Origin of the sequence: Tahibacter sp. (assembly GCF_035481375.1) — a bacterium.
GTDB lineage: Bacteria > Pseudomonadota > Gammaproteobacteria > Xanthomonadales > Rhodanobacteraceae > Tahibacter.
The window spans coordinates 1-3,549 of the sequence record NZ_DATIGT010000042.1 but is presented as its reverse complement, the minus strand read 5'-3'; the positions used below and the strand labels follow the sequence as shown (position 1 = coordinate 3,549).

The 3,549-nt window shown below is 69.0% G+C and carries 3 protein-coding genes; all 3 read left to right on the top strand.

The window, feature by feature from the left end; translation table 11 throughout:
* Positions 1-149: 149 nt before the first annotated feature.
* Positions 150-1,313: a choice-of-anchor A family protein gene (locus tag VLF18_RS03010; RefSeq protein WP_325278141.1), complete on the top strand. Its 1,164-nt coding sequence runs from the start codon at positions 150-152 to the stop codon at positions 1,311-1,313.
* Between the two features lie 177 nt (positions 1,314-1,490).
* The gene (locus VLF18_RS03005) at positions 1,491-2,798 is read left to right on the top strand and encodes a hypothetical protein (RefSeq protein WP_325278140.1); all 1,308 of its coding nucleotides are present in this window, start codon (positions 1,491-1,493) and stop codon (positions 2,796-2,798) included.
* 169 nt (positions 2,799-2,967) lie between these two features.
* Positions 2,968-3,549 (top strand): hypothetical protein (locus VLF18_RS03000; protein ID WP_325278139.1); only part of this gene is annotated, 582 nt, incomplete at its 3' end.

Below are 3,549 nucleotides of genomic sequence, written 5' to 3'. Positions count from 1 at the left end.
GGCTTGCCGCGATCGGCGGCCCGGCCGCCGCGGCGGCACGTCAGGCGGTGGCCGAGTGGCTGCGCGCGATGACGCTCGATTGAGCCAGATGCGGGTCCGGCCCACTGCCGGACCCGCCCACTTTTCAGCGTGAGCGGGAAGCAGACTCCATGAAACGTCTTTCTCTTTGCGTCGCCGCCGTCCTGGCCTGCGCCGGTGCGGCCCGGGCGCAGACGCCGGGCCAGTGCAACGCCCTCGGCACGGCCGGCGCCTACAACGCGTTCGTGTTCGAAAACTACAAGGGTACTTTTTCCGACGTGCAGGGCCGCCTCGCCGTCGGCGGCGATCTCACCATCGACCACTACAGCATCGGCGACCAGTTGCCGCCGGCGACGGCCCGCGTCTCGCTCGTCGTCGGCGGCGACGTGGTGTTTCCGAACGGGGCGATCGTGCAGGGCAGCGCGCTGATCGGCGGCAGCGGCGCCGGCATCGGCACGCCGGTGCGCAACAGCCTGCAGCCCAGCCAGACCATCACCGACCACACCGCGTTGCCGCTGGATTTCGCCGCGGAGTACACGCGGCTCAAGGCGCTGAGCCAGAGCATCGCCGCGCTGCCGGCCAACGGCACGCGGCAGTACCAGTGGGGCGTCATGAATCTGCACGGCGATTGCACCAGCCCGCTGCAGGTGTTCAGTCTCGACGGACAGGAAGTGCTCGACGCGCACACCTTCGCGCTCGACTGCGTACCGCAGGGCGCGACCGTCGTGTTCAACATCGCCGGCGCGGCCGCGGGCTTGACCAACATGGGCTTCGACACGGTCTATCCGCATCGCGAGCGCGTGCTCTACAACTTCCATCAGGCACAGCAGCTCGTGTTCGCCGGCGTCGGCGTGCAGGGCAGCGTGCTCGCGCCCGATGCGGACATCGCGCAGCCGCAGGGCGTCATCGAAGGCGTGCTGATCGCGCGTTCGTGGGACGGGCCGATGCAGATCAACGCGGTCGGTTTCCACGGCTGCGGCCTGCCCGATGCATCGTCGAACCAGCCGCCGGCCGCGCATCCGCAACTGCTCGCGACGCCGATGGACACGCCGCTGCTCGTGCTGCTCAGCGGCAGTGACGCGGAGAATTCGCCGCTGACCTTCGCGCTCGTGCGCCCGCCGGCACATGGCACGCTGCAGGGCGATCCGGCCACCGGCGAACTTCGCTATCACCCCGAGGCGGGCTACACCGGCAGTGACAGCTTCGACTTCCACAGTCACGACGGCGTGCAGCATTCCGCGCCGGCGACGATCTCGATCGAAGTGCTGCCGCAGGTTTGCGAAAGCCCCAAGTAGTCGATGCGGTGTGGTTGAAAACGCGGCCCGGCAGCAGCCGGGCCGCACCTGTCCTGCGCTGATCCGCCCGCATCCTGGCCGTCGCGAGATGTCCGACGCAATTGCTGAGACGGCCATTTCTGACAATGGGCGCACGCCGGCAATTGCGCCGGCGTCAGTGGACCCAAGGAGGATGTCATGCGGGGGATGCTTTGTGCCGCGGTGACCGCGGCGCTCGCGTCGGCGAACGCCGGCGCGGCCGATTGGACGAAAGTGCTCGATTCCGGTCCCGGTTTTCCGACTCGGCTCGCCGTGCGCGGGCTCGCGATCGACGATGCAGGCTTCGTCGCCGTGCAGACGTACAACCGGCTGGCCTGGTCGGGCCAGATCGAGTTCATCCACGAATACACGCTCGATGCAAACGGTCAGGTGCCGTGGATCTGGGGCCTCGTCGGTCGCGGCTACAGCGAGGGTTTCGCGCCACGCGGTGTCGACCAGCGCGACGGATTCCGCCTGATCGCGCTCGAACGCACCGACGACGCCTGGTCGCCGGTCCGCGACGAACTCGCCGTCGTGCAGCCCGGCAGTTCGCAGCCCAGCGGGTGGCTGTCCGAACCGCGCATCGACGGACACGTCGTCGGTGCGGTTTCCGGCGGCCACGAAGGCGGCTTCGCGCTGCGTGCGCTCGATGCGGGTGCGGGCTTCGAAGTCGTCGCGTTCGACGGCCCGTCGCCCAGGTGGCGCACGACGGTCCAGCCCTGTGCGCCGGGCGCCGCACCGCAGCATCTGACGATCGACTACGCCTCGCCGCTCGCGTGGCCGATGCCGCATGCCGTCAGCGTCGCCGGCAGTTGTGACGACGGCATCGGTCCGGTGCAGATCTTCGTGCAGCGCTTCGACACTCAAGACGGCACGCCTGCGGCGCTGGATGCGCGCTTCGCGAATCCCGACGCGGAACTGCTGCAGCTCGCGTTCTCGCCGACGCATGAGGCCGTAGCCGTTTTCGGCACGCCGTGGCCGCACAAGGAAGTGCATCGCATCGGCGCGCCGGGCGCACCGTCACTGCCGCCGGACCTGCTGTTCATGGATCAGGTGACGGCGTTCGCGCCTGGCGCCGGTGACGGACTCGCGATCGTCGGTACCGACTTCGCCGGTGAACCCGCCGTGGCTACCGTCAAGCCGTTCCAGCCGACGTCGTTCCCGCTGCCGCAGGCGGGCCTGTCGGCATTCCCCGGCGGCGGCTGGGCATTCGCCTCGGGTCGTGACGACAGGCGGCTCGCGTTCCGTGTCGAAACCGGCGGCCTGACGCCGCTCCTGCGCCTCGTCGGTCTCGATGCGTTCGGTGGCCTCGAGTGGACCGGCACGATCGCCGACGTCCTCGACGGCAGCGTGCCGCAGGCGATTCCCGCAAAGGACCCGGCCGGCGGCTTCGTCGTCGCGGTCGATACACAGGACGCGAACGGCACGATCGGCGTCCACGTGCAGCGCGCCGGCAGTCTGCCGTAGGCGTGCCGAGGCGTCGGCGACGGCCGGCGCCTCGCTTTCGTCATCCTCTTCGGCGCGATGTGGCCGATCTGCTCACGCTGCGTGTCTGCGAGACGCCGCAGCCATGACCCACCGATGCCCGATCCCGCGATTACGTTCCTGTCGCGTCACTCGTCTCTCAGGGATAGCCATGAAGAAGACACTGCTTGCCGCTCTGCTGTTCTGCGGTGCGCCGCTCGCGCCGGCGCAGACATCGACCTGGACTCAGGTCGTCGAAGCCGCCAAGCCCGAACAATTCCTGTCGCTGGCTCCGGAGCGCGCGCTCGCGCACGACGGTGCAGGACACGTATTCGTGCAGACGAGCAACCTGCGCCAGTTCGGCTCCCCGTCGATCGACCTGCATGCGCTCGATGATCTCGGCAACCGCCTGCTCGCGCTGACCTCGCCGGTGCCCGTGTTCAACGACGGCCGCTTCGCGCCGAAAGGCGTCAGCGCGCGCAACGGCGATCGCGTGACCTGGATAGAAACCGGGCCGGAGAATCTGCGTCGACCCCACGTGCTTCTGCATCGCCTCGGGCAGACCGCATTCACGCGCTTCATCGGGTTCCAGAATGGCGCGAGCATCACGCACGCGCTGGCCGACGGGGCCGGCGGCCTGATCATCGCGCGTCTCGCGGAGCCGCAGTGGCGGCGTCCGGACCTGCTTTTTTACGGCGTCGGTGCCAGCTACTGGACCCGGACCATCGGCGGCTGCCCCAACGGCGTATACCTC